Source organism: Nocardioides sp. (genome assembly GCF_030150155.1).
GTDB lineage: Bacteria > Actinomycetota > Actinomycetes > Propionibacteriales > Nocardioidaceae > Nocardioides.
In genome coordinates this window covers 1-24352 of the sequence record NZ_JASLGR010000054.1, presented here as the reverse complement: position 1 = coordinate 24352, position 24352 = coordinate 1, and the positions used below count along the sequence as shown (strand labels likewise).

Genomic DNA, 24352 nt, shown 5'->3' with positions numbered 1-24352 from the left:
TCGGGTTAGCATTCCGCCCATGCCTTCTCACCGCCAGCGTCATGCCGTGGGCGGTGTCGGCATCGTCGCCGTTGTCCTGACCCTCCTGGTCGGCCTGGTCGTGCTCGGCATCAGGGTCGGCTCCTCGGCCGATCCGCAGGCCGTCCCCAGCGCCGGGCAGAGTGCGGGGCAGAGCGCCACGCTCAGCTCGGCCGAGACCTCGGTCCGCTCGGCGACGCTCGGCCCGGCCGAGCCGTTCGTGGTGGTCCGCGGCCACCGCTTCACCAAGAAGCCGGTGCAGCGTGACCCGGTGGCGACCAACCCGCTGGCCGCCGCGCCGTGGGGGGTCTACCGCGGGCCGTGGAACGGGATCTACCCGGCCTATCAGCGCGCCCGGGGGGCCTCGAAGACGCTGCTGGCCAAGATTGCCCTGCGTCCGCGGATGCTGTGGTTCGCGGGGAACTTCTCGACCTCGAAGATCGGCCCGGCGATCGCCCAGACCATCGCCGCGCAGCAGAAGGAGAACGGCCCCGACACCCTCGTCCAGCTGGCCCTGTTCCGGATCTGGGTCGGAGGCGAGAACGCCCGCGGCACGGCGCTGAGCGCGCGCCAGCAGTCCGACTACAAGGCCTGGATCGACGCCGCGGCGACGGCGATCGGCAACGCCCGGACCGCGATCGTGCTCGAACCGGACCTCGGCCTGGCCGCGATCCCGAACAACTCCTGGGAGAAGCGCACCAAGGACCCGGCGACCCGGCTGGCGCTGGTCCGCTACGCCGCCCAGAGGCTGTCGGCGCTGCCGCGCACCAGCGTCTACCTCGACGCCTCGGACTCCGACTGGCTCTCGATGAGCAAGATCATCCCGGTGCTGACCGCCGCCGGCATCCAGTACACCCGCGGCTTCGCCCTGGGCGCCACCCACTACAGCTCGGTGGCCGACAACCTCGACTACGCCCAGCAGATCATCACGGCGCTGGCGTCCCAGGGGATCACCGACAAGCACGCCGTGATCGACACCGCCGACAACGGCAAGGCGTTTACCTGGCTGCAGCACCGCGCCAAGCACCCGAAGGCCGACTTCGACAACGCCGCGACCTGCACCAGTGCGAGTGAGACCCTGTGCGACACCCTCGGCCTGCCGCCGACCGCGAACGTCACCGACACCCGGCTGGGGCTGAGCCAGGCCCAGAGCCAGTTCGCCGCCGCCAACGTCGATGCCTACCTCTGGTTCGGCCGTCCGTGGCTGATCCGGCAGGCCTCGCCGTTCTCGCTCAGCCGCTCGCTCCAGGTCGCACGAACCACCCCGTTCGGCTGAGCTCGGCGGCCAGGTCCTCCCGGGTCGAGTCCAGGATCAGGTCGGCGCGATCGCGGGTGCGACGTCGCTTGAAGTGGGCTCGCTCGTGCTCGGCCCAGCGTTCCCACTGGTCGGCGAAGTCCCCGCGAGCCTCGGCCCGCTGCCGGCGTACGTCGGCCGGCGCATCGATCCAGACCAGGCAGTCGGCACGCCGCTCGGTGCCGCCCGAGCCCACCCCCTCGATGACGAGCAGCGGAGTCGCCGGGACGGTGACGGTCTCGGTGTAGGCGCCCGCGATCCAGTCGTAGCGCCGGTAGGTCGGCGTACGGCCGGCGTCGAGGTCGGCGAGCAGCCGTTCGACCTGCGCGACCCCGGCCTCCAGACCCTCCCAGCCGTCGTAGAGCAGGTCCATCGGCACGATCACGCAGTCCTGGAGCAGCGCGAGTGCCGCGGCCAGGGTGGTCTTGCCGGCACCGGCGGGTCCGTCGATGACGAGCACCTGGGTGGGCGGTGCGGAGGACTCAGAAGGCAAGGCCGTGCCCGCGGTAGGTCGGCACCGAGTCGACGATCCGGTCGCCGCTGAGGAGGTGCGCGGTGGTGGTGTGCTCGAAGAGCTCGCCGGACTTGCCGTGCCGGAACCAGACCAGGTCACCGATCCGCAGGTGCCGGGCCGGCTCGCCTGTGAGCGGGGTCTGCACCTCGCCCGCGCCCTCCAGGCCGGTCAGCTCGAGGCCGTACGGCGCCCACGGGACCGGCACCCGGTCGGGGCCGACCGGGCCCGAGGCGATCAGGCCGCCACCGTGCACGGTCGCCGTGGCGGCGTCGGGTCGACGGGTGACCGGCAGCCCGAAGAACGCGGCGGGGCGGGGAGCGAAGCTGCGGAAGTGGTCGAAGAGCGCGGGCACCAGCAGGCCCGAGCCGGCGGTGACCTCGGTGACCACCGGGTCGGAGGCCGAGCTCTCGATCGAGCCCGAGCCGCCGGCGTTCCAGAACTCCAGGTCGGTGAGGCCGCCCAGGGCGTCGACCACCTCGCGGCGCCGGTCGAGCAGCTGGACGATGGAGCGGTCCTTGAGCCGGCGCACGATCGCCGACTTGAGCCGCTGGCCCGGGACGTCGTCGGGCACCCCGGCGACCTGTCCCTCGTAGGTCATCACCCCGACCAGGCGGAACCCCGGCCGGCCGGTGACGGTGCGGGCCAGGGCGATCGCGTCCTGCGGCTCGCGCAGCGGCGAGCGGCGCGGCCCCACCCGGGTCAGGTGCAGGTCGAGGCCGGCGTCGAGGTCGATCGCGACCCGGATTGGCACGGCACGCGAGGCGCGCACGGAGTCGATCACGTCGAGGTGGTCGACCGAGTCGATCATCAGGGTGATGTGCGCGGCCGCCGAGGGGGAGGCGACCAGGCGGGCCAGGGCGCCGCGGTCCACGCTCGGGTAGGCGACCACGATGTCCTCGCTGAGCCCCTGCTCCTCCAGCCACAGCGCCTCGGCCAGGGTGAAGCCGAGGATGCCGGCGAAGCCGGGCGTGGCCAGGGCGCGGGAGATCAGGGCCGGGACCCGCAGCGACTTCGACGCCACCCGGATCGGCGTACCGGCGGCGCGGCGGGCCAGGTCGGCGGCGTTGGCGTCGAAGGCATCCAGATCGACCACCATCACGGGGGTCGGCGGGGGAGTCGCCTGGGCGTTGACCGCCGCGGAGAGTCGGTGCCAGAGCCTGTTGCGCTCGATCGCGTCTGCCGGAAGCGTGCCCACGAATCAGCAGTCTTCCATGTGGGATGGGAGAATCGCCGCGTGCGTGACCGCGACATCCTGGCCCCGGCCTTCCCCGACGACCACGGCGACGCCGACCAGGCGCTGACCGGAGCGCTGGCGGGCCTGGCAGCCGGCACCGCCAACGCGTACGACGTCCTCGCCGCGCTCCGCACGGCGCGGGTGCTGGTCCCGGTGGTCGCGGTGCTGGGCGAGATGGAGATCGACGAGCACGGTCGCGCCCACGACAAGACCGCCGACATGGCTACGGTGCTGATCACCGGGGCCGATGGCCGTCAGGCGCTGCTCGCCTTCACCAGCCTGACCACGATGCAACAGTGGCAAGCCGACGCCCGGCCGGTGGCCGTCACCGCCCGTGACGCGGCCCGGGCCGCACTGCAGGACGGGGCTACCGCGATCGTGCTCGACCTGACCGGACCGGTGCTCTTCCCCATCGAGGGCGACGACCTGGTCGCCCTCGCCTCGGACTGGGAGCTGGTCCGGGTGGGCGAGGGGTCGGCGTGGATTCGTCCCGGCGCTGAGTGATCCGGTACTGTCTTTCGAGTACACAAGTGGAGGATCTGTCGGTCTTCCCACCCGCATCGGTCGAAGCGTCATCAGATCGTCGGGTCAGGACCTGCATTCCAGGGCAACACAGGGAATGCGTGGCAGTGCGTTGGTCGTTGAGGCCAGTGCATGCCTGTAGGGCTTCTGCTTGCGTGCAGGAGCCCTTTTTTGTTTGCCCCATCCACTTCGTCCACTTGGAGGACACATCAGTACTGAGCTTCGTATCAACGACCGGATCCGGGTTCCCGAGGTCCGCCTCGTTGGTCCCAACGGTGAAACTGTCGGCATCGTGCCGACGGGAGATGCGCTGCGCCTTGCGCAGGAGGCTGACCTCGACCTCGTCGAGATCGCCCCGCAGGGCAAGCCCCCGGTCTGCAAGCTCATGGACTACGGGAAGTTCAAGTACGAGAACGCCCAGAAGGCCCGTGACGCGCGCCGCAACCAGACGAACGTGATCATCAAGGAGATGAAGCTTCGTCCCAAGATCGACCAGCACGACTACGACACCAAGAAGGGTCACGTCGAGCGGTTCCTGAAGGCCGGGGACAAGGTCAAGATCACGATCATGTTCCGTGGTCGCGAGCAGCACCGTCCCGAGCTCGGCTTCCGCCTGCTGCAGAAGCTGGCCGAGGACGTCATCGAGCTGGGCTTCGTCGAGTCGGCGCCCAAGCAGGACGGCCGCAACATGATCATGGTGCTGGGTCCGACCAAGAAGAAGGCTGACGCCAAGGTCGAGATCGCTGCCGCCAAGGAGGAGAAGGCCGCCGAGCGCGCCGCCGACGCCGCCGAGGAGCAGGAGTTCCGCACCGCGCAGGCCGGCGACAAGCCGGTCGCGCAGAAGAAGGCCAAGCGTCGCAACGAGGCCCTGGACCTCGACATCGACCTGTGATCCACCAGTGAGCGTCATTCCCCGACGCCCACGTTTTTTCCCCGCACGAGAGAGAGATTGAGATGCCGAAGAACAAGAGCCACTCCGGCGCCGGCAAGCGGTTCAAGGTGACCGGCTCCGGCAAGATCCTTCGCGAGAAGGCCGGCAAGCGCCACAACCTCGAGAAGAAGGCCTCCAAGGTCACCCGTCGCCTGACCGGCACCGTCGAGGTATCCGCCAACGACGTGCCCCGCGCCAAGAAGCTTCTCGGTCGCTGACTTCCGCTTGGCCCCTGTGGCCGGCTTTTCGACTTTCCCATTCTGAAGGAGTAACACCATGGCTCGCGTCAAGCGCGCAGTAAACGCTGCCAAGAAGCGTCGTACCACCCTCGAGCGTGCCGAGGGCTACCGCGGCCAGCGCTCGCGCCTCTACCGCAAGGCCAAGGAGCAGGTCACCCACTCCCTGGTCTACGCGTACAACGACCGCCGCAAGAACAAGGGCAACTTCCGTCGCCTGTGGATCCAGCGCATCAACGCCGCCGCGCGTGCGCAGGGCCTGACCTACAACCGCTTCATCCAGGGCCTCGGCCTGGCGGGCATCGAGGTCGACCGTAAGATCCTGGCCGACCTGGCCGTCAACGACGTCGCTGCGTTCAACGCGCTGGTCGAGGCTGCCAAGGCTGCCCTCCCGGCCGACGTCAACGCTCCGGCCGCCAGCTGACGCAGCCTGACGTATGTCATCTGCTCCTCTCGCCGCAAGCAACGCGCGCCTGAAGGAGCTGAGGAAACTCAGCCGCCGCTCCGTTCGATCGGAGCGGCGGCTTTTCCTTGCCGACGGCCCCAAGGCCGTCGAAGGAGCCCTCGGCGTCCCTGACTGCGTGCAGGAGGTCTTCGCGACCCCTGACGCCGTCCACGAGTACGCCGACCTGCTCGCCTCCCTCGACGTCACCCTGGTCGACGACCGCGCGATCGCGGGCCTGTCGGACTCGGTCAGCCCGGCCGGCGTGGTTGCGCTGTGTGCCTTCCTGGACGTCCCGCAGCGCACCCTCGGCGCGCAGCGTCTGACGGCGATCTGTGCCGACGTACGCGACCCGGGCAACGCGGGCACCGTGATCCGGTGCGCCGACGCCGCCGGTGCCGACGCGGTGGTCCTGGCCGGTGACTCGGTGGACCTGTACAACCCCAAGACGATCAGGGCCAGTGTCGGCAGTGCCTTCCACCTGCCGGTCGCGATCGAGCGTGACCCGCTGGCCGCCGTCGCCGCGGCCCAGGAGGCCGGTCTCACCGTGCTGGCCGCCGACATGCACGGCGACGCCGACCTCTTCGACGCCGACGAGCTGTTGTCCCGGCCCACGGCCTGGCTGTTCGGCAACGAGGCCTGGGGGCTGCCGGCCGAGCTAGCGGCCGCTGCCGACCATGTCGTCTCCATCCCGATCTTCGGTGCCGCCGAGAGCCTCAACCTCTCCACCGCGGCCGCGCTGTGCCTCTACGCCAGCGCTCGCGCCCAGCGCTGAGTCGTCACCCAGACTAGGGTGTGGGCCATGTCCGACGAGGCTTGTGGGCCGGGTGCACCCGAACGTTCCGGCGAGGCCGAGTGGGAGCTGGAGCGCAGCGACCTCGTCGCCACCTTGGCGCACGAGCTGCGCAGTCCGCTCACCGGGATGAAGGGGTTCGTCCAGGCGGTGCTCAACCGGTGGGACAAGCTCACCGACGAGCAGAAGAAGTTCATGCTCACCACCGCCCTGGTCGATGCCGACCGGCTCTCGCGGCTGATCACCGAGATGCTCGACGTCGCCCGGATCGACACCGGCCGGCTCCAGATGCACCGGCGCCCGACCGAGCCCGAGCCGATCGTGCGCCGGGTGGTGGACAACATCGCGATCTCCACCTCGCGCGAGATCGTCCTGGTCGCCGCCGACGCGCTGCCTTCGATCGACGCCGATCCCGACAAGTTCGCCCAGGTCGTGACGAACCTGGCCGACAACGCCGTACGGCACGGGCAGGGGACGGTGACGATCACGCTCGCCGCCGGTGAGGACCAGCTGCTGCTCACCGTCGACGACGAGGGCGACGGCATCCACCCCGAGCTGCGCGAACGGGTCTTCACCAAGTACTGGAAGGGCGGGGGCAGCCCGGGCACCGGTCTGGGGCTCTACCTGGTCGGGGGACTGGTCGCCGCTCACGGCGGCACCATCGCGATCGACGACCGTCCGGGTGGGGGAGCACGGCTGCGGGTGGCCTGGCCCGCCTGGCACGACTGAGATCCGGGTTCACCACGCGCGAGATCCGGGTTCACCACGTGCGAGATCCGGGTTCACCACGTGCGAGATCCGGGTGAGGCGGCGGTTGTCGATTCGCGGCACTAGACTCAGGCGAGTGTCTGGCCCCAATACTGACTACGACCCCGTCGAGGTCACCCCGCTCAAGGCAGAAGAGGTCGAGGCGTCGCGTGACGCGGCCCTCGCGGCCATCGCTGCCGCCGTCGATCTGGAGGCGCTGAAGCAGGTCCGCCTGGACCACGTCGGCGACCGCTCGCCGCTGGCGCTGGCCAACCGCGAGATCGGTGCCCTGCCACCCGCTGCGCGCAAGGAGGCCGGCGCCCGCGTCGGCCAGGCCCGCGGCCAGGTCAACAAGGCGCTGGCCGAGCGGACCGCGGTCCTCGAGGCCGAGCACGAGGCCCGCATCCTGATCGAGGAGACCGTCGACGTCACGGTCCCCGTCGACCGGTTCCCGGCCGGCGCCCGGCACCCGCTCACCAGCGGAGCCGACCTGATCGCCGACATCTTCGTCGCGATGGGCTGGAACGTCGCCGAGGGGCCCGTGATCGAGGCCGAGTGGCTCAACTTCGACGCCCTCAACCTGGGTCCTGACCACCCTGCCCGCACGATGCAGGACACGTTCTGGACCGAGCCGGCCGAGAACCACGTCGTACTGCGCACCCACACCTCGGCCGTGCAGGCGCGCACGATGCTGACCCAGGAGCCGCCCATCTACGTGGTCTGCCCCGGTCGTGTCTTCCGCACCGATGAGTACGACGCCACCCACTCGCCGATGTTCCACCAGGTCGAGGGCCTGGCGATCGACGAGGGCATCTCGATGGCGCACCTCAAGGGCACCCTGGACCACTTCGCCGGGCAGATGTTCGGCGAGGGCATCGAGACCCGCTTCCGGCCTTCGTTCTTCCCGTTCACCGAGCCGTCGGCCGAGGTGGACCTGACCTGCTTCGTGTGCCGGGGCAGCGGTCTCAAGGACGCCGAGGACGCCTCGGCCGGAGCGTGCCGCACCTGTCGTGGCGAGGGCTGGATCGAGTGGGGCGGCTGCGGCATGGTCAACCCCCGGGTGCTGGCCGCCTGCGGCGTCGACTCGACGCGCTACTCCGGTTTCGCGTTCGGCATGGGCATCGACCGGACCCTGATGTTCCGCACCGGTCTGTCCGACCTGCGCACCCTCTTCGAAGGCGACGTGCGCTTCACCACTGCATTCGGAAGTGAGCTGTCATGAAGGCCCCCGTCTCCTGGATCAAGGAGATCCTGGCAGCAGGAACCGCGCTGCCCGACAGCGTCTCCACCGAGATCCTCACCGCTCGCCTCACCGCGCTCGGCCTCAAGCTGGAGGCGATCCACGCCGCCGGTGCCGACGTCACCGGTCCGCTCGTCATCGGCCGGGTGCTGACGCAGGACAAGGAGCCGCAGAAGAACGGCAAGGTGATCAACTGGTGCACCGTCGACGTCGGCGACGCCAACGGCACCGGTGCACCCCAGGGGATCATCTGCGGCGCCCACAACTTCGGCGTCGGCGACAAGGTCGTCGTCAGCCTCCCCGGTGCCGTGCTGCCTGGTGGCTTCGCGATCTCCGAGCGCAAGACCTACGGCCACCTCTCCGCGGGCATGATCTGCTCCGGTGCCGAGCTCGGCCTGCCCGACGACGGCGGACACGGCATCCTCGTCGTCCCCGCCGACGGGCCTGAGCCGGGCACCGACGCCCGTGAGTTCCTCGGCTTCGGCGAGGAGGTGATCGAGTTCGAGATCAACCCCGACCGTGCCTACGCACTGTCGCTGCGCGGTGTCGCCCGCGAGGCCGCCCTCGGCTTCGACCTGCCCTTCGTCGATCCGGCGAACCGTCCGATCACCCTCGCGGCGATCGACGCCTACCCGGTCCAGGTCGAGGACCCGGCCGGCTGCCCGGTCTTCAGCACGCGCGTGGTGAGCGGCTTCAACCCGGCCGCGACCACCCCGGCCTGGATGCAGGCACGTCTGGAGCAGTGCGGGATGCGCTCCATCTCGCTGGCCGTCGACATCTCCAACTACGTGATGCTCGAGCTGGGTCAGCCTACGCACTGCTACGACAAGGCCAAGCTCAACGGCCCGATCGTGGTCCGCCGCGCGGTCGCGGGGGAGAAGGTCGTCACCCTCGACGACGTCACCCGCACCCTGGACCCGGCCGACCTGGTCATCGCCGACGGCTCCGGCCCGATCGGCATCGCCGGCGTGATGGGTGGTGCCTCCACCGAGATCAGCGAGACCACCACCGAGATCGTGATCGAGGCGGCGTACTTCGACCCGACCTCGGTCTTCCGCACCCAGAAGCGGCACAAGCTCGGCTCGGAGGCCTCCAAGCGCTTCGAGCGCGGTGTCGACCCGCTGCTGCCCACCGCCGCCGCCGACCGCCTGGTCGAGCTGCTCGTCGAGCTCGGCGGCGCGACCGCGGAGCCCGGCTTCACCCTGATCGGCGAGGCCCCGGCCCGCCCGGCGATCACCATCGACGCCGACCTGCCGGCCCGGCTCAGCGGCATCGCTGTCAGCCCGGAGGCCACCGTCGGCTACCTGACCGCTGTGGGCGCCACCGTCACCACCGACGGCGACACCCTGACCGCCGTCGGCCCGAGCTGGCGCCCGGACCTCAACGACCCGTACGACCTGGTCGAGGAGGTCGTCCGCATCGTCGGCTACGACCAGGTCCCCTCGGTGCTGCCGCGGGCCACCAACGGCCGCGGTCTGACCCGGTCCCAGAAGCTCCGCCGCCGGATCGGGCGCACCCTCGCCGGGGGCGGCCTGGCCGAGGTGATCAGCTTCCCGTTCGTCGGCGAGGCCACCTTCGACCAGCTCGGCCTGGCGGCCGACGACGAGCGGCGCCGCACCGTCGTGCTGGCCAACCCGCTGTCGAGCGAGGAGCCGGCGTACACCACGACGATCCTCCCGGGCCTGCTCAAGTCCGCCGTGCGCAACATCGGGCGCGGTGCGCCCGGCGTCGCCCTGTTCGAGACCATGACCGTGGCCTTCCCGGTCGACGGCGCGGCGCCGATCTACAGCGCAGCGTCCCGCCCCAGCGACGAGCAGCTCGAGGCGCTCCTGGCCGCGATCCCGCGCCAGCCGCTCCACCTCGGCGTCGTCCTGGCCGGGGAGCGGGAGCGCTCCGGCTGGTGGGGTGAGGGCACCCAGGCCGGGTGGGTCGACGCGCTGGCCGTGGTGCATCGCCTCGCCGACGAGCTCGGCGTCGAGGTCACCCTCGCCAACGCCCAGCTCGCCCCCTGGCACCCCGGCCGCTGCGCCGAGGTCAGCGTCGAGGGCACCGTGATCGGTCACGCCGGCGAGCTGCACCCGGCCGTGTGCACCAGCCTGGGCCTGCCCGCGCGTGCCGCAGCCGTCGAGCTCGACCTCGACGCGCTGATCGCTGCCACGCCGGACCGGTCGCTCGCACCGTCCTTCTCGACCTTCCCGGTCGCCAAGGAGGACGTCGCCCTCGTGGTCGCCGCCGATGTCGCCGTGGGCGCCGTCGAGTCGGCACTGCGCGAGGGGGCCGGCGACCTGCTGGAGTCGGTCCGTCTCTTCGACGTCTACACCGGCGAGCAGCTCGGTGAGGGCAAGAAGTCCCTCGCCTTCGCGCTCCGCTTCCGCGCCGCCGACCGCACCCTGGCCGAGGGCGAGGCCAGCGCGGCCCGCGACGCGGCCGTGGCCCGTGCCGGTGAGCTCACCGGAGCAGTGCGGCGCTGAGGCTCCAGGTAGCGGGAGAGGTCACCTGGGACGGCACCCCCGTCCCGGGTGACCGCCCGCGTGCCGTGCTCCGTGCCCTCGTCGAGGCCGGGGCACGGGGGCTGTCCGAGGGCGCGCTCCTCGACGCCGTGTGGGGCGAGGACCCGCCCGCCACCGGCACCAAGGCCCTGCAGGTCGTCATCTCGCGGGTCCGGGCGCTGACCGACGCCACCGTGGTCGAGCGCACCGCCACCGGCTACCGGATCGGGATCGACCCCGACGAGGTCGACCTGTGGGCGGCACGTCCTCACGGCCTGGCGCTCGCCGCCGAGGGCCGGTACGCCGACGCCCTCGGGTTCCTCGACCTCGCCGGTGACGATGAGGAGGTCGTCCTCGCCCGGCTCCGGGCGGTCGCCGCCGTCCGCGGTGTCCCTGCCGCGCTGGAGGCGTACGCCGAGCACCGTGCCCATCTCGGGGCGAGCCTCGGTGTCGACCCCGGACCGGCCCTGCAACGGCTGCACGAGGAGCTGCTCCACCGCGACCGTCCGGTGCGCTCCGGTCTGGCCTACGACACCGACGAGCTGATCGGGCGCGACCGCGACGTCACCGCGGTCACAGCTCTGCTCCGCCGCCACCGGGTCGTCTCGATCGTCGGCCCCGGCGGCCTGGGCAAGACCCGGCTGGCCCACCGGGTGGGTCTGACCTCCGAGCAGCCGCTGGTCCACTTCGTGCCATTGGCGGCGGTCACGGCCGGTGCCGGTGTCGGGGTGGCGATCGCCGATGCCCTGGGCGTGCAGGGCTCGCTGCGCTCCAACCTCACCGGCGAGGCCCGCACCCTCGACCTGGTCGACCGCCTGGTCGAGGCGATCGGCACCGTGCCGAGCCTGCTGATCCTGGACAACTGCGAGCAGGTCGTGGCAGCGGTCGCGGACCTGGTCGCCCTCCTGGTCCGTCGTACGCCGGCACTGAACGTCCTGACCACGACGCGCGCCCCGCTCGGACTGGCGGCCGAGCAGGTCTACCTGCTGCCCGAGCTGGGCACGGCCGACGCGGTGGCACTGTTCCGTCGTCGCGCGCAGGCCGCTCGGCCCGGGGCGGCCGTGGACGACGACGTGGTGACGCCACTGGTGCAGCGGCTCGACGGGCTGCCGTTGGCGGTCGAGCTGGCAGCGGCCAAGGTCCGGGTGATGAGCGTGGCCGAGGTGGCCCGCCGTCTCGACCATCGGTTCGCCCTGCTGCGCGGCGGCAGTCGCGATGCGCCCGAGCGGCATCAGACCCTGATCGCGGTGATCGACTGGAGCTGGAACCTGCTCTCCGAGCCGCAGCGCGAGGCGTTGCGCCGACTGGCGGTGTTCCGGGCGGGGTTCGGTCTGGACGGGGCCGAGGCGATCGTCGGGGACGAGGCCCTGGAGCGGATCGCGGAGCTGGTCGATCAGTCGCTGGTCGTCGTCGAGGAGGCCGAGCCGATCCACGGGGGAGTGCGCTACCGGCTGCTGGAGACGGTCCGTGAGTTCGGCCTGATGCACCTGGTCGAGGCCGGCGACGACGCCACGGCCGAGCAGGCCCTGCGCGCCTGGGCGGTCGGACGGGCGCGCACCGCACGCGCGCGGCTGTCCTCGCTCGAGCAGATCGCCCAGGTCACGGAGCTGCGGGCCGAGGAGGGCAACCTGGTCGACGTGCTCCGGGCCGCGGTGGCCGACGAGGATGTCGTCACGGTGGTCGAGCTGTTCGCCACGCTGTCGACCTTCTGGACGATCGAGGGTTCCCACCTGAAGGTGCTGCGCTTCGCCGAGCAGATCGGGGACGTGCTCGCGGACCGGACGATCCCCGACGAGATCGCCGACGCCGCCCGGGTGGCGTTGGTGGCGGTGCTGTCCAACCGGATGATCTTCGCCGGTGGCTTCCACGAGGGGGCGCTGGCGACGCTGCGCCGGCTCGGCATCGGTGCCGAGCACACCGACGGCAACGCCCACGCTCGGGTGGTGCTGACGATGGCCGACCACGACGGCGAGGACCTGAGTGACCTGATGGCCCGCCTCGGTGAGGATCCCGATCCTGCCGTGGCCCGGCTCGCGCACTACTGGTCGAGCCATGCCCTGGAGAACGGCGGTGAGGTCGCCCGCGCCCGGGAGGCCGCCGAGCGGGCGCTCGCCCTGGCCGATCCGTCCGAGGGGCCGTGGGGCGTGGCCTCGGTGCACAGTCAGCTCGCGGGACTGGGTCTCCAGGCAGGGGAGTGGGCCGAGGCCCGCCACCACGCCGGCCTCGCGCTGCCGACCCTGGTCGCCGTCGGCGCCCACGAGGACGCCGCGCAGGTCCGCGCCGTGCACGCCCTGGTCGCGCTGCGCGAGGGCGACCTGGATGAGGCCGACCGGATCCTGGACCAGGTGGTGGCCGAGGACCCGACCCAGTCCGTCTTCGGGGCCGGGGTCGCCCTGGTCTGCGGACGTGCCGAGGTGCTGCTCGCCCGGGGCCTGGTTGACGAGGGCCTGGCGGGCTACGCCGCCGGCCTGGAGGAGATCCGGGAGCGCTCCCGGACCGACGCCACCCTGACCGGGATCGGCGAGTTCGACGGCGACGAGCCGTGGGTCAGCCTGCCGCTCGCGGCGGCGCTGGCGGCGCGGGTCCGTGCGGGCCGGGCGGCCGGGGCCCGGGCCGACCGGGACACGCTGCTGGCCCAGGCCCGCCGCCTGATCGGGGAGACCCAGGTCTGGCTCGACTTCCCGGTGGTCGGCTGCCTGCTGGTCGGGCTCGCGGCCTGGGAGGGCGCGCACGGTGACCCCGAGAAGGCCGCCGAGCTGATCGCGGTGAGCGAGGTCTTCTCCCTCAACCGGATGCTGCCCAGCCTGGATCCGTCGTGGGGTGAGCCCCTGGTCGATCCCGTCCTGGTGACGACGTACCGCGACAGGATCGGCAGCCCCCGGCCGATCGAGCTGCGCGACCATGCGATCGCGCTGCTCGACTCCCTGGCCTGAGCGGCGCTCAGACCTTGCGGCTGTAGCTGCGCACCGCCAGCGGCCCGAAGACCGCCACGATCACCCCGCAGCCGAGCACGGCCCAGCCGACGTTGGCGGTGAGCTGGCCCTCGTTGATCAGGTCCCGCAGCGCATGGATCACCAGGGTCACCGGGTTGATCGCGACGAAGTGCTGGAGCCAGTTCGGCATCGTGTCCTTGGGAGTGAACGCGTCGGAGAGGAAGGTCAGCGGGAACATGATCATCATCCCGATGCCCTGCACGGCCTGGGCCGAGCGCGCCACGGTGCCGAGCCAGGCGAAGATCCACGACAGCGACCAGCCGGCCAGGACCACCAGGATCCACCCGGCGATCACGCCGAGGACGCCGCCGCCGGGCCGGTAGCCCATCGCCAGCCCGGTGAGCAGGGTCAGGGTCGCAGCGATCCCATAGCGCAGTACGTCGGCCAGCATCGGCCCCGCCAGCGGAGCGATCCGCGCCATCGGCAGCGAGCGGAAGCGGTCGAAGACGCCCTTCTCCATGTCCTCGCGCATCTGCGTGCCGGTCGCCATGCAGGCCGTCAGGGCGGTCTGGGCGAGGATCCCGGGGATCACCACGGGGAGGTACTGCGTGACCGAGCCGGAGACGGCGCCGCCGAAGATGTAGGTGAACATCGCGGTGAACAGCAGCGGCTGGATGATCACGTCGAAGAACTGCTCGGGGTTGCGCCGCATCTTCTTCAGCGCCCGCCACGCCATCGTCAGGGTCTGGGACCAGGTCTCGGCCAGGGTCGGGCGCGGGGTGAGCCGCGCCTTGGCGGCGGCGATGGTGCGGTCGGCGGCCAGGGTGCTCATCGTGTGACCTCCTCGTTCTCGGAGTGGCTGGACTGGCCGGACTGGCTGGACTGATCGGTGCCGTGCCCGGTGAGGGCGAGGAAGACCTCGTCCAGGGTGGGCTGCTGCACGGTCGCGCCGGTGATGGAGATGCCGGCCTCGCGCAGCGCGATCAGCACGTCGGCGGCCTTGTCGGCGTCGGGGAGCGGCACGTTGAGGGCGGCCGCCTCGGGGGAGGCGACGGACCGGGCGCCGCTGACCCGATCGACCAGGGCGGTGGCGGCGTCGAGGCGGCCCTTGTCGCTCAGTCGGAGCTGGAGGGTGGACTCGCCGACGCTGGACTTGAGCTCCGACGGGGTGCCCTCGGCGACCTTGAGGCCGCGGTCGATCACGGCGATCCGGTCGGCGAGCTGATCGGCCTCGTCGAGGTACTGCGTGGTGAGCAGGATCGTCGACCCGCCGGCGACGAGCTCGCGGATGGTGTCCCACATCTGGCCGCGGGTGCGTGGGTCGAGGCCGGTGGTGGGCTCGTCGAGGAAGATCAACGGGGGAGCCGAGATCAGTGAGGCGGCCAGGTCGAGCCGGCGCCGCATCCCGCCGGAGTACTCCTTGATCTGCTTGTCGGCGGACTCGGTGAGTCCGAAGCGCTCCAGCAGGTCCGAGGCGAGCGTCTTCGCCTGGGCCCGGGAGCGACCGTGCAGCCGGGCGAAGAGCCACAGGTTCTCCGCGCCGGTGAGGTTCTCGTCGACCGAGGCGTACTGCCCGGTGACGCCGACCAGCTGGCGGATCTGGTGCGGCGAGGAGGCGACGTCGACGCCGAAGATGGAGGCCGAGCCGGCGTCGATCGGGAGCAGGGTGGCGAGCATGGAGAGCGTCGTGGTCTTTCCCGCGCCGTTGGGGCCGAGGACGCCGAAGACCTCTCCGGGGGCGATGGCCAGGTCGACGCCGCCGACGGCGGTGAAGTCGCCGAAGCGCTTCACCAGCCCGGTAGCGTGGACCGCCAGGTCTGCGTTGGTCATGGGACTAGCCTGGACCCGGACGCCTTCACCGGGGTTTCACGACGCTTTCAGCCTCCGCGAAAACCCCCTGGCACATTCTCATGCATAGTCGTGTATAGTCATGCACATGACGAAGACAGTCGCCGTCGCCGGCGCGAGCGGGTACGCCGGAGGCGAGCTGCTGCGCCTGCTGCTGGCGCACCCCGAGGTCGAGATCGGTGCCCTCACCGGCGCCTCCAACGCAGGGCAGAAGCTCGGAGCCCTCCAGCCGCACCTGCTGCCGCTGGCCGACCGCACCCTGGTCGAGACGAACCTCGACACACTCAGCGGCCACGACGTCGTCTTCCTCGCCCTCCCGCACGGCCAGTCCGGTGCGATCGCGAAGGCACTCCAGGCGCAGAACCCGGCCGTCGTGGTGATCGACTGCGGCGCCGACTTCCGGCTCCGGGACGCCGCTGACTGGGAGAAGTTCTACGGCTCCCCGCACGCCGGCACCTGGCCCTACGGCCTGCCCGAGATCCCGGGCAACCGGGAGAGGCTCACCGGCGCCACCACCGTCGCCGTCCCCGGCTGCTACCCGACCGTCTCGTCCCTGAGCCTGGCCCCGGCGATCGCCGCCGGCCTGGTCGAGCCCGACGTCGTCGTGGTCGCGGCCAGCGGCACCAGCGGGGCAGGCAAGAGCGCGAAGACGCACCTGCTCGGCTCGGAGATCATGGGCAACACGTCGGCGTACGGCGTCGGCGGGGTGCACCGGCACACCCCCGAGATCACCCAGAACCTCTCCCAGCTGCTGCCCGGGGACGAGACCGTCACGGTCAGCTTCACCCCGCTGCTGGTGCCGATGTCACGCGGCATCCTGGCCACCTGCACCGCCCGGCTCAAGCCCGGCGTCACCGCCGAGCAGGTCCGCGCCGCCTACCAGCAGGCCTACGCCGACGAGCAGTTCGTCCACCTGCTCCCCGAGGGGATCTGGCCACAGACCCAGTCGGTGACCGGCTCCAACGCCGTCCACCTCCAGGTCACCGTCGACACCACCGCGGGCCGCCTGGTCGCCGTCGGTGCGATGGACAACCTGGCCAAGGGGACCGCCGGTGCGGCGGTCCAGTGCATGAACCTCGCCCTCGGCTTCGACGAAGCCGCGGGCCTCACCACGATCGGATTGGCTCCCTGACATGAGCGTCACCACCCCGCAGGGGTTCCTCGCTGCCGGCGTCACCGCCGGCCTGAAGGCCTCCGGCAAGGCCGACATGGCCCTCGTCGTCAACCAGGGACCGTCGTTCGCCTCGGCGAGCGTCTTCACCTCCAACCGCTGCCAGGCCAACCCGGTGCTGTGGTCCAAGGAGGTCGTCAAGGACGGCATCGTCAAGGCGGTCGTGCTCAACTCCGGCGGCGCCAACTGCTACACCGGCGCTGCTGGCTTCCAGGTCACCCACGCCACCGCGGAGCGGGTCGCCGAGCACCTCTCGATCGGTGCCGGCGACGTCGTGGTCTGCTCGACCGGCCTGATCGGCCTGCTCAACATGAAGGAGACGCTGCTGGGCGGCGTCGACCTGCTCGCCGGCGCGCTCAGCGCCGAGGGCGGCACCGCCGCGGCCGAGGCGATCATGACCACCGACACCGTCTCCAAGCAGGCGATCGTCACCGGTGGCACCGGCGACGCGCAGTGGAGCATCGGCGGGATGGCCAAGGGTGCGGGCATGCTCGCCCCGGCGCTGGCCACGATGCTGGTCGTGATCACCACCGACGCCGACGTGTCGGCGGCCGACCTCGACACCGCGCTGCGGGCTGCCACCGCTGCCAGCTTCGACCGGCTCGACTCCGACGGCTGCCAGTCGACCAACGACACCGTCACCCTGATGGCCTCGGGTGCCTCGGGGGTGGCGCCCGAGCTGGCCGAGTTCACTGCCAAGCTCACCGAGCTGTGCACCGACCTCGCGCTCCAGCTGCTCGCCGACGCTGAGGGCGCCGACCACTCGATCGCGATCCAGACGATCAACGCGGCCTCGGTCGCCGACGCGCTCGAGGTCTCGCGCAGCGTCGCCCGGTCCAACCTGTTCAAGACCGCGATCTACGGGCGTGACCCGAACTGGGGCCGCATCCTGGCCAGTGTCGGCACCACCCAGGCCACCTTCGACCCGGCCGACCTCGACGTCGCCCTCAACGGCGTCTGGGTCTGCAAGGCCTCGACCCCGGCCGAGGACCCGTCCCAGATCGACCTCGACGAGCGCGAGGTCACGGTCACCATCGACCTCAAGTCCGGCGACGAGCAGGCCACGGTCTGGACCAACGACCTGACCCACGCCTACGTCCACGAGAACAGCGCGTACTCGTCATGAGGGCGAACGCGGAGGTTCTCTCCAATGCCCTGCCGTGGCTGAAGAAGTACAACGGCAAGGTCATCGTGATCAAGTACGGCGGCAACGCCATGATCGACGACGACCTCAAGGTGAAGTTCGCCGAGGACATCGCCTTCCTGCGCCTGGCCGGCTTCAAGCCGGTCGTGGTGCACGGCGGCGGTCCGCAGATCTCCAAGATGCTGGACCGGCTCAACATCAAGTCGGAGTTCCGCGGCGGCCTGCGGGTCACCACGCCCGAGGCGATGGACGTCGTCCGGATGGTCCTGGTCGGGCAGGTCCAGCGCGAGCTGGTCGGGCTGCTCAACCAGCACGGTCCGCTGGCCGTCGGCCTCTCCGGTGAGGACGCCGCGCTCTTCACCGCCAGCCGGACCAACACCATCATCGACGGCGAGGAGGTGGACCTCGGCCTCGTCGGCGAGGTCACCCAGGTCCGTCCCGAGGCGGTGCTCGACGTGATCGAGGCGGGCCGGATCCCGGTGATCTCCTCGGTCGCACCCGACCTGTCGGGTCAGGTGCACAACGTCAATGCCGACACCGCGGCCGCCGCCCTGGCGATCGCGCTCAAGGCGGAGAAGCTCCTCGTCCTCACCGACGTCGAGGGCCTCTACCGCGACTACGGCAACTCCGACGACGTCATCCAGGAGATCTCGCCCGAGGGGCTGGAGAAGCTGATGCCGACGCTGGCCAGTGGCATGGTGCCCAAGATGGGTGCCTGCCTCCAGGCCGTCCAGGGCGGCGTGCCCCGGGCGACCGTCGTCGATGGGCGCGAGCCCCACGCCGTACTGCTGGAGATCTTCACCGACGAGGGCATCGGGACGCAGGTCCTCCCCGGGGTGGAGACGAAGATTCGGAAGGCACACAGTGAGTGAGTACACCGAGCGCTACCAGGGCGCTCTGATGAACACGTTCGGCGTCCCCAAGCTCGTGCTGACGCACGGCAAGGGCAGCCACGTCTGGGACGAGGACGGTCGTGAGTACGTCGACTTCCTCGGCGGCATCGCGGTCAACGCCCTCGGCCACGCCCACCCGGCGCTGGTCGAGGCGGTCACGGGCCAGCTCAACACCCTGGGCCACATCTCGAACTTCTTCGCCTCGGCGCCCCAGATCCGGCTCGCCGAGAAGCTGATCGCGCTGATGGTCCCCGACAACGTCGACGGCCGGGTCTTCTTCGCCAACTCCGGCACCGAGGCCAACGAGGCGGCGTTCAAGATCACCCGGCGCACCGGTCGGACCCACATCGTCGCGATGGCGGGCTCGTTCCACGGTCGCAGCATGGGTGCGCTCGCGCTGACGTCCAAGGAGGCCTACCGGGCACCGTTCGCGCCCCTGCCCGGCGACGTCACCTTCGTCCCGTACGGCGACGCCGAGGCGCTCGCCGCCGCGGTGACCGACGAGACCGCCGCGATCGTGATCGAGCCGATGCAGGGCGAGGCCGGCGTGATCGTGCCGCCCGAGGACTTCCTGCCCGCGGCCCGCGCGATCGCCGACCGGCACGGTGCGCTGCTCTGGTTCGACGAGGTCCAGACCGGCATCGGCCGCACCGGCGACTGGCTCGGCTCCACCCGGAGCGGGGTGCTGCCCGACATCATCACCCTGGCCAAGGGGCTGGGCGGTGGCTTCCCGATCGGTGCCTGCCTCGGCCTCGGCGTCGCGGCGTCGCTGCTGGAGCCGGGCAACCACGGCACCACCTTCGGTGGCAACCCGGTGGCCTGCGCGGCAGCGCTGGCGGTGATCCGGACGATCGAGACCGAGGACCTGCTCGACCACGCCACGATCCTGGGCCAGAAGCTCCGCGACGGCCTGGGCGCCGACCCGCGGGTCGCCTCGGTCAGCGGCGAGGGCCTGCTGATCGGCGTCGGCCTGGTCGCGGAGAAGTCTGCCGAGGTGGCCGCGGCCGCCCTGGAGGCGGGCTTCATCGTCAACAACGCCACCCCGCTGCGGATCCGCCTGGCTCCGCCGCTCAACCTCAGCACCGACGAGGCCGAGGCACTGCTGGCCGCCTGGCCGGGGATCCTCGACGTCGCCTTCGGGGAGGACGCATGAGCGCCACCACCGTCCGTTCGTTCCTGGCCGACGACGACCTGACCCCGGCCGAGCAGGCCCAGGTCCTCGACCTGGCCGCCGCGCTCAAGGCCGCGCCGTACGACGCCAAGCCGCTGGCCGGTCCGCGGACCGTCGCGACGATCTACGACAAGCCGACCCTGCGCACGCAGGCCTCCTTCGCCGCCGGAATCGCCGAGCTCGGCGGTCACCCGATGCTGGTCGACGGTGGTCTGGCCGGGATCGGCAAGCGTGAGTCGGTCGCCGACGTCGCCCGGGTGCTCGGCCGCCAGGCCAGCCTGATCGTGTGGCGGACCTACGCCCAGACCGCGCTGGAGGAGATGGCGGAGTTCTCCGGCGTCCCCGTGGTCAACGCCCTGACCGACGAATTCCACCCCTGCCAGCTGCTCGCCGATCTGCTCACCATTCGTGAGCACAAGGGCGACCTGGCCGGGCTGCGCGCCACCTTCATCGGCGACGGTGCCTGCAACATGGGCAACTCGTGGATCATCGCCGGCGTCACCGCCGGGATGCACGTCACCATCGCCGCTCCCGAGGGCTTCGCCCCGAGCGAGGAGATGTTCGCCCGCGCCAACGCGATCGGGGAGGCGACCGGCGGCTCCGCACGCTGGGAGCGTGACTCGAGCGTCGCCGTGTCCGGTGCCGACATCGTGATCACCGACACCTGGGTGTCGATGGGCAAGGAGGACGAGGCCGCCGAGCGGATCGCCACCTTCAGCCCGTACGCCGTCACCGCCGAGCTCGTGGCTGGCGCCAACGACGACGCCATCGTGATGCACTGCCTCCCGGCGTACCGCGGCAAGGAGATCGCCGCCGAGGTCCTCGACGGCCCGCAGAGCGTGATCTGGGACGAGGCCGAGAACCGGCGTCACGCCCAGAAGGCAGTGATCGCCTTCCTCGTCGCGGCCCAGCAGGCCTGAGCCGGGAGACGGGCGATGAGCGAAGCGGCACTGCGGCCGGCGACCAAAGGCGCCCGTCACCAGCTGATCCTCCAGCTGGTGACGGCCCATGAGGTGCGTTCGCAGACCGAGCTGGCCGACCTGCTCGCCGCCCAAGGCGTGCAGGTCACCCAGGCGACGCTCTCGCGCGACCTCGTCGAGCTGGACGCGGTCAAGGTCAGGACGGCCTCGGGAGCACAGGTCTACGCCGTGCCCGCCGAGGGCGGCGACCGCCGTGCGGTGGCGCCCCGGGAGTCGGCTGCGGCCCAGACCCGGCTGGCCCGGCTGTGCGGCGAGCTGCTGATGTCGGCCGAGGCCAGCGCCAACCTCGTCGTGCTGCGCACCCCGCCCGGTGCGGCCCAGTTCCTCGCCAGCGCCGTTGACAAGGCAGAGTTGTCAGCGATCCTTGGCACTATCGCCGGAGACGACACCGTGCTCGTCATCGGCCGAGACCCCGTCGGGGGAGAGGACCTGGTCCGCCGGTTCCTCGCCCTCGCCGACCACCACAGCACCACCCACCCGTGAAAGCACAGGAGAAGAAGCAACTGTGAGCAAGGTCCTCACCTCCCTCCCGCAGGGCGAGCGCGTCGGTATCGCGTTCTCCGGCGGTCTCGACACCTCCGTCGCCGTCGCGTGGATGCGCGACAAGGGTGCGGTGCCGTGCACCTACACCGCTGACATCGGCCAGTACGACGAGCCCGACATCTCCGGCGTCCCGGCCCGTGCCGTGGAGTACGGCGCCGAGATCGCCCGCGCCGTCGACTGCCGTCGCGAGTTGGTCGAGGAGGGTCTCGCGGCGCTGGCCTGCGGCGCCTTCCACATCCGCTCGGCCGGTCGTGCCTACTTCAACACCACGCCGCTGGGCCGTGCCGTCACCGGCACCATGCTGGTCCGCGCGATGGCCGAGGACGGCGTCAACATCTGGGGCGACGGCTCGACCTACAAGGGCAACGACATCGAGCGGTTCTACCGCTACGGCCTGATGGCCAACCCGGCCCTGCGGATCTACAAGCCGTGGCTGGACGCCGACTTCGTCACCGAGCTGGGTGGTCGTGCCGAGATGAGCCAGTGGCTCACCGAACACAACCTGCCCTACCGCGACTCCAAGGAGAAGGCGTACTCCACCGACGCCAACATCTGGGGCGCCACCCACGAGGCCAAGACCCTGGAGCACCTCAACGTCTCCCTCGAGGTCGTCGAGCCGATCATGGGTGTGAAGTTCTGGGACCCGAGCGTCGAGATCGAGACCGAGGACGTCACCGTCTCCTTCGAGGCCGGTCGTCCGGTCGCGATCAACGGCACCCGCTTCGACGACGCCGTCGCTCTGGTCCTGGAGGCCAACGCCATCGGTGGGCGTCACGGCCTGGGCATGTCCGACCAGATCGAGAACCGGATCATCGAGGCCAAGTCCCGGGGCATCTACGAGGCGCCCGGCATGGCGCTGCTGTGGACGGCGTACGAGCGTCTGCTCGCCGCGATCCACAACGAGGACACGCTGGCGAACTACTACAACGAGGGCCGCAAGCTCGGCCGTCTGCTCTACGAGGGCCGCTGGTTCGACCCGCAGGCGTTCATGCTGCGTGAGTCCATCCAGCGCTGGGTCGCCTCCCTGGTCACCGGCGAGGTCACCATCCGCCTGCGTCGTGGCGACGACTACACGATCCTCAACACCGTCGGTGAGGCCTTCTCCTACCACCCGGAGAAGCTCTCGATGGAGCGCACCGAGAACGCCGCGTTCGGTCCGACCGACCGCATCGGACAGCTCACCATGCGCAACCTGGACATTGCCGACTCGCGGACCAAGCTGGAGCTGTACGCCGCTCACAGCGACGTCATGCTGGGCCGTTCGACCCTCTTCGACGCCACCGAGCTCACCAGCCTGACCGAGGGCGGCGCGGACCAGATCGCCCTCAACCCGGCAGCCGAGAGCAACTCCGACGTGGAGAAGGCGCTCGACGAGGCCGCGATGGAGTTCGGCGTTGACTGACCCGACCACCGCCGGCGGCGCTGTCGAGGCGCACGGCACCAACGAGGGCAAGCTGTGGGGCGGCCGGTTCGCAGGCGGCCCCTCGCCCGAGCTGGAGCGTCTGTCGCGCTCGACGCACTTCGACTGGCGGCTGGGGCTCTACGACCTCGCCGGGTCGCACGCCCACGCCAAGGCGCTGGGTGCGGCGGGTCTGCTGAGCGCCGAGGAGGAGAACGAGCTGCACCGTGGGCTCGACGTCCTGGCGCAGAAGTGGACGACGGGGGAGCTGCAGCCTGCTGCCTCCGACGAGGACGTGCACGGTGCCCTGGAGCGTCTCCTGATCGAGGAGGTCGGTCCCGAGGTCGGCGGCAAGCTGCGTGCGGGGCGTTCGCGCAACGACCAGATCGCGACCCTGTTCCGGTCCTACCTGCTCGACCACGCTGCGGTGATCAAGGGCCTCGTGCTCGACCTCATCGAGGCGCTGGCCGGCCAGGCCGAGACGCACCTCGGCGCGATCATGCCGGGGCGCACGCACCTCCAGCACGCCCAGCCGGTGCTGCTCTCGCACCACCTGCTGGCCCACGCCTGGCCGCTGCTGCGCGACGTCGGTCGTCTCGACGACTGGCGTGCCCGGGTGGTCTCGGACTCGCCCTACGGCTCCGGCGCGCTGGCCGGCCAGAGCCTCGGCCTGGACCCGGTGCTGGTGGCCTCCGAGCTCGGCTTCACCGGCTCGACGGCCAACTCGATCGACGGCACCGCCTCGCGTGACTTCGTCGCCGAGTTTGCCTACGTGACGGCTCAGGTCGGTATCGACGTGTCGCGTCTGGCCGAGGAGATCATCCTGTGGGCGACGAAGGAGTTCGACTTCGTCACCCTGCACGACTCCTGGTCCACCGGCTCGTCGATCATGCCGCAGAAGAAGAACCCGGACATCTCCGAGCTGGCACGGGGCAAGGCGGGTCGCCTGGTCGGTAACCTGGCCGGCCTGCTGACCACCCTCAAGGCGCTGCCGCTGGCCTACAACCGCGACCTGCAGGAGGACAAGGAGCCGGTCTTCGACTCCGTGGACACCTTGGAGGTGCTGCTGCCCGCGTTCACCGGCCAGGTGGCGACGCTGGTGTACAACACCGAGCGGATGGCCGAGCTCGCACCGCAGGGCTTCTCGCTGGCGACCGACATCGCCGAGTGGCTCGTGCGTGAAGGTACGCCGTTCCGGATCGCGCACGAGGTGGCCGGCTCCTGTGTCCGCGCCGCCGAGGCCAAGGGCACCGAGCTCGACGGTCTGAGCGACGAGGAGTTCGCCGCGATCTCTCCGGCGCTCACCCCGGAGGTGCGACTGGTGCTGACCGCCGAAGGGTCGGTGGCCTCCCGCAACGGTCGGGGCGGCACCGCTCCCGAGCGGGTGGCTGAGCAGCTCACCGAGCTGCGGGCCGCTGTCGCCGCTGCGCGCTGAGGCTCCGATCCACACGCCTGAACGGGCCGATCTCCTGCGGGGGATCGGCCCGTTCAGCGTTCCAGGAGCGGGGGAGTGTCCCCGATTTGTGGGGGTTGGGGCGTCCATGTACTGTTTCACCTGTCGCCGAGAGCGGCCCGGGAAGCCGGGCAAGTCAAGGCGACACACCGAATCGCCGGAGACGAAGTCAGCATCAAGTTGACCGGGAACAGCGCGAACGGTAACGTATTGCAGGTTGCCCCGCAGTCGGCCCGGGAGGGTTGGCACGGTGTGCGTGTGATTCTTGAGAACTCAACAGTGTGTCATTGATAGTCGATGAATTAATTTTGTATACCCCGTCGACACTTCGGTGTTGATGGTTTTCTTTGACAATGA

At 70.8% G+C, this 24352-nt stretch carries 22 protein-coding genes; 18 read left to right on the top strand and 4 right to left on the bottom strand.

All coding sequences use genetic code 11. The annotated features are described in order from the left end of the window. The first annotated feature begins 19 nt into the window (after positions 1-19). Complete coding sequence (locus Q1V88_RS16755) at positions 20-1294, top strand: glycoside hydrolase family 6 protein (protein WP_300682477.1); 1275 nt, start codon at positions 20-22, stop codon at positions 1292-1294. Here the strand turns inward: Q1V88_RS16755 and Q1V88_RS16750 are convergent. Then, the gene (locus Q1V88_RS16750; RefSeq protein WP_300682476.1) at positions 1251-1805 is read right to left on the bottom strand and encodes a 4-amino-4-deoxy-L-arabinose transferase; all 555 of its coding nucleotides are present in this window, start codon (positions 1803-1805) and stop codon (positions 1251-1253) included. The two genes, Q1V88_RS16755 and Q1V88_RS16750, sit on opposite strands and share 44 nt — an antisense overlap. Then, complete coding sequence (locus Q1V88_RS16745; RefSeq protein WP_300682474.1) at positions 1795-3021, bottom strand: amino acid deaminase/aldolase; 1227 nt, start codon at positions 3019-3021, stop codon at positions 1795-1797. Before Q1V88_RS16745 ends, Q1V88_RS16750 begins: the two co-directional genes overlap by 11 nt. Positions 3022-3060: 39 nt before the next feature. Here Q1V88_RS16745 and Q1V88_RS16740 point away from each other — a divergent pair, with 39 nt between their 5' ends. The 9 genes from Q1V88_RS16740 to Q1V88_RS16700 all read left to right on the top strand — a co-directional run bounded on the left by Q1V88_RS16740 (position 3061) and on the right by Q1V88_RS16700 (position 13393). Continuing rightward, positions 3061-3564: an SseB family protein gene (locus tag Q1V88_RS16740; RefSeq protein WP_300682473.1), complete on the top strand. Its 504-nt coding sequence runs from the start codon at positions 3061-3063 to the stop codon at positions 3562-3564. A 169-nt stretch (positions 3565-3733) separates the two neighbouring features. Then, positions 3734-4474 (top strand): translation initiation factor IF-3, encoded by a 741-nt coding sequence (gene infC / locus Q1V88_RS16735; protein ID WP_366914097.1) that lies wholly within the window; start codon positions 3734-3736, stop codon positions 4472-4474. Positions 4475-4536: 62 nt separating this feature from the next. Continuing rightward, complete coding sequence (gene rpmI, locus Q1V88_RS16730; protein ID WP_300682471.1) at positions 4537-4731, top strand: 50S ribosomal protein L35; 195 nt, start codon at positions 4537-4539, stop codon at positions 4729-4731. Between the two features lie 58 nt (positions 4732-4789). Beyond that, positions 4790-5173, top strand: coding sequence for a 50S ribosomal protein L20 (gene rplT, locus Q1V88_RS16725; RefSeq protein ID WP_300682470.1), 384 nt, complete (start codon positions 4790-4792; stop codon positions 5171-5173). Positions 5174-5330: 157 nt separating this feature from the next. Beyond that, positions 5331-5966, top strand: coding sequence for an RNA methyltransferase (locus Q1V88_RS16720; RefSeq protein ID WP_366914096.1), 636 nt, complete (start codon positions 5331-5333; stop codon positions 5964-5966). A 27-nt stretch (positions 5967-5993) separates the two neighbouring features. Beyond that, positions 5994-6713: a HAMP domain-containing sensor histidine kinase gene (locus tag Q1V88_RS16715; protein ID WP_300682468.1), complete on the top strand. Its 720-nt coding sequence runs from the start codon at positions 5994-5996 to the stop codon at positions 6711-6713. Positions 6714-6828: 115 nt separating this feature from the next. Next, positions 6829-7953 carry a phenylalanine--tRNA ligase subunit alpha gene (pheS, locus tag Q1V88_RS16710; protein WP_300682466.1) on the top strand — a complete coding sequence of 375 codons (1125 nt, stop codon included), beginning with the start codon at positions 6829-6831 and terminating at the stop codon, positions 7951-7953. Beyond that, positions 7950-10442 carry a phenylalanine--tRNA ligase subunit beta gene (gene pheT, locus Q1V88_RS16705; protein ID WP_300682465.1) on the top strand — a complete coding sequence of 831 codons (2493 nt, stop codon included), beginning with the start codon at positions 7950-7952 and terminating at the stop codon, positions 10440-10442. The genes pheS and pheT overlap by 4 nt, the downstream gene beginning before the upstream one ends. Before the next feature lie 65 nt (positions 10443-10507). Then, entirely contained in the window at positions 10508-13393 is a 2886-nt protein-coding gene (locus tag Q1V88_RS16700) for an NB-ARC domain-containing protein (RefSeq protein WP_300682464.1), read from the top strand. A gap of 7 nt (positions 13394-13400) precedes the next feature. Here Q1V88_RS16700 and Q1V88_RS16695 read toward each other — a convergent pair whose 3' ends face one another. Together Q1V88_RS16695 and Q1V88_RS16690 are read right to left on the bottom strand one after the other, a co-directional pair. Continuing rightward, positions 13401-14225, bottom strand: a complete 825-nt coding sequence (locus tag Q1V88_RS16695; RefSeq protein WP_300682462.1) for an ABC transporter permease — start codon at positions 14223-14225, stop codon at positions 13401-13403. Next, positions 14222-15223, bottom strand: a complete 1002-nt coding sequence (locus Q1V88_RS16690; RefSeq protein ID WP_300682460.1) for an ATP-binding cassette domain-containing protein — start codon at positions 15221-15223, stop codon at positions 14222-14224. Before Q1V88_RS16690 ends, Q1V88_RS16695 begins: the two co-directional genes overlap by 4 nt. 106 nt (positions 15224-15329) lie before the next feature. On the opposite strand from Q1V88_RS16690, the gene argC reads away from it, so the two are divergent. From argC to argH, 8 genes are read left to right on the top strand one after another with little or no spacing between them, the layout of a single operon-like run. Next, positions 15330-16373, top strand: coding sequence for an N-acetyl-gamma-glutamyl-phosphate reductase (argC, locus tag Q1V88_RS16685; RefSeq protein WP_300682459.1), 1044 nt, complete (start codon positions 15330-15332; stop codon positions 16371-16373). 1 nt (position 16374) lies between these two features. Next, a complete protein-coding gene (gene argJ / locus Q1V88_RS16680; protein WP_300682457.1) occupies positions 16375-17538 on the top strand; it encodes a bifunctional glutamate N-acetyltransferase/amino-acid acetyltransferase ArgJ in 1164 nt (387 codons plus the stop codon). Further along, positions 17535-18428, top strand: coding sequence for an acetylglutamate kinase (argB, locus tag Q1V88_RS16675; RefSeq protein WP_300682456.1), 894 nt, complete (start codon positions 17535-17537; stop codon positions 18426-18428). The genes argJ and argB overlap by 4 nt, the downstream gene beginning before the upstream one ends. Beyond that, the gene (locus tag Q1V88_RS16670) at positions 18421-19602 is read left to right on the top strand and encodes an acetylornithine transaminase (RefSeq protein WP_300682455.1); all 1182 of its coding nucleotides are present in this window, start codon (positions 18421-18423) and stop codon (positions 19600-19602) included. The genes argB and Q1V88_RS16670 overlap by 8 nt, the downstream gene beginning before the upstream one ends. Continuing rightward, positions 19599-20540 (top strand): ornithine carbamoyltransferase, encoded by a 942-nt coding sequence (argF, locus tag Q1V88_RS16665; protein ID WP_300682453.1) that lies wholly within the window; start codon positions 19599-19601, stop codon positions 20538-20540. Before Q1V88_RS16670 ends, argF begins: the two co-directional genes overlap by 4 nt. A 15-nt stretch (positions 20541-20555) precedes the next feature. Beyond that, positions 20556-21083 (top strand): arginine repressor, encoded by a 528-nt coding sequence (locus Q1V88_RS16660; protein WP_300682451.1) that lies wholly within the window; start codon positions 20556-20558, stop codon positions 21081-21083. 22 nt (positions 21084-21105) lie between these two features. After that, on the top strand, positions 21106-22545 hold the full coding sequence (gene argG, locus Q1V88_RS16655) for an argininosuccinate synthase (protein WP_300682450.1): 1440 nt from the start codon (positions 21106-21108) through the stop codon (positions 22543-22545). After that, entirely contained in the window at positions 22538-23977 is a 1440-nt protein-coding gene (gene argH, locus Q1V88_RS16650) for an argininosuccinate lyase (RefSeq protein ID WP_300682449.1), read from the top strand. The genes argG and argH overlap by 8 nt, the downstream gene beginning before the upstream one ends. Positions 23978-24352: the final 375 nt, after the last annotated feature.

Bases quoted from the DNA above. Each gene is read 5' to 3' on its own strand.
- argF (WP_300682453.1), top strand. From the start codon at position 19,599: ATGAGCGCCACCACCGTCCGTTCGTTCCTGGCCGACGACGACCTGACC.
- rplT (WP_300682470.1), top strand. From the start codon at position 4,790: ATGGCTCGCGTCAAGCGCGCAGTAAACGCTGCCAAGAAGCGTCGTACC.
- Q1V88_RS16690 (WP_300682460.1), bottom strand. From the start codon at position 15,223: ATGACCAACGCAGACCTGGCGGTCCACGCTACCGGGCTGGTGAAGCGC.
- Q1V88_RS16695 (WP_300682462.1), bottom strand. From the start codon at position 14,225: ATGAGCACCCTGGCCGCCGACCGCACCATCGCCGCCGCCAAGGCGCGG.
- pheT (WP_300682465.1), top strand. From the start codon at position 7,950: ATGAAGGCCCCCGTCTCCTGGATCAAGGAGATCCTGGCAGCAGGAACC.
- argC (WP_300682459.1), top strand. From the start codon at position 15,330: ATGACGAAGACAGTCGCCGTCGCCGGCGCGAGCGGGTACGCCGGAGGC.
- Q1V88_RS16660 (WP_300682451.1), top strand. From the start codon at position 20,556: ATGAGCGAAGCGGCACTGCGGCCGGCGACCAAAGGCGCCCGTCACCAG.
- argB (WP_300682456.1), top strand. From the start codon at position 17,535: ATGAGGGCGAACGCGGAGGTTCTCTCCAATGCCCTGCCGTGGCTGAAG.
- Q1V88_RS16755 (WP_300682477.1), top strand. From the start codon at position 20: ATGCCTTCTCACCGCCAGCGTCATGCCGTGGGCGGTGTCGGCATCGTC.
- rpmI (WP_300682471.1), top strand. From the start codon at position 4,537: ATGCCGAAGAACAAGAGCCACTCCGGCGCCGGCAAGCGGTTCAAGGTG.
- argJ (WP_300682457.1), top strand. From the start codon at position 16,375: ATGAGCGTCACCACCCCGCAGGGGTTCCTCGCTGCCGGCGTCACCGCC.
- Q1V88_RS16715 (WP_300682468.1), top strand. From the start codon at position 5,994: ATGTCCGACGAGGCTTGTGGGCCGGGTGCACCCGAACGTTCCGGCGAG.